The 4,129-nt window shown below is 75.2% G+C and carries 4 protein-coding genes and 1 pseudogene; all 5 read left to right on the forward strand.

The window, feature by feature from the left end:
• Positions 1–189: pseudogene (locus tag AC5FZL_RS15855) on the forward strand (hypothetical protein); the annotation flags it as partial.
• Positions 190–225: 36 nt separating this feature from the next.
• Complete coding sequence (gene thrS, locus AC5FZL_RS15860; protein WP_493619847.1) at positions 226–2,229, forward strand: threonine--tRNA ligase; 2,004 nt, start codon at positions 226–228, stop codon at positions 2,227–2,229.
• Positions 2,226–2,831 carry an HIT family protein gene (locus AC5FZL_RS15865; protein ID WP_493619848.1) on the forward strand — a complete coding sequence of 202 codons (606 nt, stop codon included), beginning with the start codon at positions 2,226–2,228 and terminating at the stop codon, positions 2,829–2,831. Before thrS ends, AC5FZL_RS15865 begins: the two co-directional genes overlap by 4 nt.
• Positions 2,832–2,865: 34 nt before the next feature.
• Positions 2,866–3,483: a phosphatidylinositol phosphate synthase gene (pgsA, locus tag AC5FZL_RS15870; RefSeq protein WP_493619849.1), complete on the forward strand. Its 618-nt coding sequence runs from the start codon at positions 2,866–2,868 to the stop codon at positions 3,481–3,483.
• Positions 3,484–3,490: 7 nt separating this feature from the next.
• Positions 3,491–4,129 (forward strand): phosphatidylinositol mannoside acyltransferase (locus tag AC5FZL_RS15875; protein ID WP_493619850.1); only part of this gene is annotated, 639 nt, incomplete at its 3' end.

Below are 4,129 nucleotides of genomic sequence, written 5' to 3' on the forward strand. Positions count from 1 at the left end.
GCCCCAGCGGGGGCCGAGCGCGGCTGGGTGGGCGCCACCGTGCGCCTCGGCGGCGCGCGGCTGCAGGTGACGCGGACGCCGCGGCGGTGCCTGGGCGTCTACGCCGACGTGCTGGTGCCCGGCGTGGTGCGGGTGGGCGACGACGTCCTGCTCGACCGATCCGCCGGGGGTCTGCGCCCTCCTGGGTAGCATCGCGGCGATCCCGCCCCACCCCCAGGAGGACCCGTGCCCGCCCAGCTCAGCGTGACCGTCGACGGCGCTCCCCGGGCGGTCGAGGTGGGCACGACCGCGGCCGACCTCTTCGCCGACGACCGCAGCGTGGTCGTGGCCCGGATCGGCGGCCAGCTGCGAGACCTGGCCACCGAGCTCGCCGACGGCGACGTCGTCGAGGCGGTCCCCGTCTCCTCACCGGACGGGCTGGAGGTGCTGAGGCACTCCGCGGCCCACGTGCTGGCGCAGGCCGTGCAGGAGCTGCACCCGCAGGCGCGCCTGGGCATCGGCCCGCCCGTGCGCGACGGCTTCTACTACGACTTCGACGTCGCCGAGCCCTTCACCCCCGAGGACGTCAAGGCCCTCGAGAAGGTCATGCAGCGGATCGTCAAGGAGGGGCAGGCCTTCCGCCGGCGGGTCGTCAGCGACGACGAGGCGCGCGCGGAGCTCGCCGCCGAGCCGTACAAGCTGGAGCTGATCGGCCTCAAGGGCGCCGGCGCGGACGCCGGCGAGGGCGCCTCGGTCGAGGTCGGCGCCGGCGAGCTGACGATCTACGACAACGTGCGCCGCGACGGCACGGTGGCGTGGAAGGACCTGTGCCGCGGCCCCCACGTGCCCACCACCCGGCTGCTGGGCAACGGCTTCACCCTCACCCGCACCGCCGCGGCGTACTGGCGCGGCGACCAGGCCAACCCCCAGCTGCAGCGGGTCTACGGCACCGCGTGGCCCAGCAAGGACGACCTGCGGGCCCACCTCGAGCGCCTGGCCGAGGCCGAGCGCCGCGACCACCGGCGCCTCGGCGCGGAGCTCGACCTGTTCTCCTTCCCCGACGAGCTCGGGTCCGGGCTGCCGGTCTTCCACCCCCGCGGCGGAATCATCCGCCGCGAGATGGAGGACTACTCCCGCCGCCGCCACGAGGAGGCCGGCTACGAGTTCGTCTACACCCCGCACATCACCAAGGGGCACCTGTACGAGGTCTCGGGACACCTCGACTGGTACCGCGACGGCATGTTCCCCCCGATGCACGTCGACGCCGAGGTGGGCGCCGACGGCACCGTGGTCAAGCCCGGCCAGGACTACTACCTGAAGCCGATGAACTGCCCGATGCACAACCTCGTCTTCGCCTCGCGCGGGCGCTCCTACCGGGAGCTCCCGCTGCGGATGTTCGAGTTCGGCAGCGTCTACCGCTACGAGAAGTCCGGCGTCGTCCACGGCCTGACCCGGGTGCGGGGCATGACCCAGGACGACGCCCACATCTACTGCACCCGCGAGCAGATGAAGGACGAGCTCGCCTCCCTCCTGCGCTTCGTGCTCGACCTGCTCAGCGACTACGGGCTGGACGACTTCTACCTGGAGCTGTCCACCCGGAACCCCGAGAAGTCGATCGGTGACGAGGCGGTGTGGGAGGAGGCCACGGCCACCCTGACCGAGGTCGCGCAGGGCTCGGGCCTGGAGCTCGTGCCCGACCCGGGCGGCGCCGCCTTCTACGGGCCGAAGATCTCCGTGCAGGCGCGCGACGCGATCGGCCGCACCTGGCAGCTGTCGACGATCCAGCTCGACTTCATGCTCCCCGAGCGCTTCGGGCTGGAGTACACCGCCGCCGACGGCTCCCGCCAGCGGCCGGTGATGATCCACCGGGCCCTGTTCGGCTCGATCGAGCGGTTCTTCGGGGTGCTGCTGGAGCACTACGCGGGCGTGATGCCGCCGTGGCTGGCGCCGGTGCAGGTGGTCGGCGTCCCGGTGGCCGAGGACTTCGCCCCGCACCTCCACGAGGTCGCGGCGCTGCTGCGCGCGCAGGGCGTGCGCGTGGAGGTCGACGACTCCGACGACCGGATGCAGAAGAAGATCCGCACGCACTCCAAGGCCAAGGTGCCGTTCGTCCTCATCGCCGGGGCGGAGGACGTGGAGAAGGGCGCCGTCTCCTTCCGCTTCCGCGACGGCACCCAGGACAACGGGGTGCCGGTGCCCGAGGCCGTCGCCCGCGTCGTCGAGGCCGTCCGCAGCCGGGCCCAGGTGTGAGCAGCACGCAGGGCCCTGACCGGCCCGGGGGCGCCGAGGGGCCCGAGGGCTTCGCGCGCGTCCCCGACGGCTTCGACCGGCTGTGGACGCCGCACCGGATGGCCTACATCTCCGGCGACGGCAAGCCCGCCGACGGCCGCGCGGGGGAGCAGTGCCCGTTCTGCCGCGCCCCGGGGCGCAGCGACGCGGAGGCGCTCGTCGTCGCCCGCGGGGAGCTGGCCTACGCGGTGCTCAACCTCTACCCGTACAACTCCGGGCACCTGCTCGTGTGCCCCTACCGGCACGTGGCCGGGTACGTCGACCTCACCCCCGAGGAGACGGTGGAGGTGGCCACCCTCACGCAGTCGGCGATGCGGGTGCTGGCCGCCTCGGCCGGTGCCGGCGGCTTCAACGTGGGGATGAACCAGGGCGCGGTCGGCGGCGCGGGCATCGCCGCGCACCTGCACCAGCACGTGGTGCCGCGCTGGGGCGGCGACGCCAACTTCCTGCCGATCATCGCCCAGACCAAGGCCCTGCCCGAGCTGCTCTCCGACGCCCGGCAGCGCCTGGCGGCGGCGTGGGCGGCCTCGGGCGAGCCCGGACGCACCTCGGTCGGTGCGTGATCGCCGCGCGCGACGCCGCTAGGCTGCCCGCGCCATGCTGAACCGCCACGCCCGGGCCCTCTTCACCCGGCTCCTGTCCCCGCTCGCCGCGCTCCTGCTGCGGCTGGGCGTGAGCCCGGACGCCGTGACGGTGGTCGGCACCCTCGGCGTCGTGGCCGGCGCCCTGGCGCTCTACCCCAGCGGCCACCTGCTCGCCGGCACCCTGGTGATCACCGCGTTCGTCTTCTCCGACGTCCTCGACGGGATCATGGCGCGGAGCTCCGGGCGATCGAGCTCCTGGGGGGCGTTCCTCGACTCCACCCTCGACCGCTTCGGCGACGCGGCCATCTTCGCGGCGCTCGTGCTCTGGTACACCGGCGGCGGCGGCTCGCGGCTGACCGCCGGGCTGGCCCTCGCCTGCCTGGCCCTCGGGGCGATCGTCCCCTACGCCCGGGCCCGCGCCGAGGCGATCGGCGCCCGCGCCGACGTCGGCATCGCCGAGCGCGCCGACCGGCTCGTGGCCGTGCTCGTGGCCACCGGCCTCGTGGGGCTCGGCGTGCCGCGCGGCCTGCTCACCGCGGTCCTGGCGGTGCTCGCGCTCGCGAGCCTCATCACGGTCGTGCAGCGGGTGCTCGTCGTCCGCTCCCAGGTCCTCACCGGCGCCCGCAGCTGAGGGCCCGGTGAGCCCCGTGCGCCGGCGCCTGCCGCCCCTGGCCGCACCGGCCCACCTGGCCGCCTGGCGGGTCCTGCGCCTGCTGCCCGAGCGGCTCGCCCACGCGGCCTTCGCCGTCGGCGCAGACCTCGCCTGGGCCCGGCGCGGCCCCGGGGTGCGGCGGCTGGAGGCCAACCTCCGGCGGGCCCGCCCGGACGCCGACGAGCGCGCCCTGCGGGCCCTGTCGAGGGCCGGGGTGCGCTCCTACGCGCGGTACTGGTGCGACGCGTTCCGGATGCCGTCCTGGTCGCCGCAGCGGCTGGCGGGGACGGTGACCACCGAGGGGCTGGAGCCGCTGCGCGCCGCGCTGGCCGACGGCCGGGGCGCCGTGGCGTTCCTGGGCCACCTGGGCAGCTGGGACCACCTCGGCGCCTGGGGCGCGCAGCACCTCGCCCCGGTGACCACGGTGGCCGAGCGCCTGGAGCCGCCGGAGGTCTACGACGCCTTCGTGGCCTTCCGGCAGCAGCTGGGGATCACCGTGCTGCCGCTGACCGGCGGCGGGACGTTCGGCGCCCTGCTGCGCTCGCTGCGCGCCGGCGGGCTGGTGGCCCTGCTCGCCGACCGCGACCTGACCCGCACGGGCGTGCCGGTGACCCTGCTGGGGGAG

The sequence above is a fragment of the Quadrisphaera sp. DVD1 genome, assembly GCF_058932755.1.

Coding starts and splice junctions, on each gene's coding strand:
- pgsA (WP_493619849.1), top strand. CDS start 2,866: ATGCTGAACCGCCACGCCCGGGCCCTCTTCACCCGGCTCCTGTCCCCG.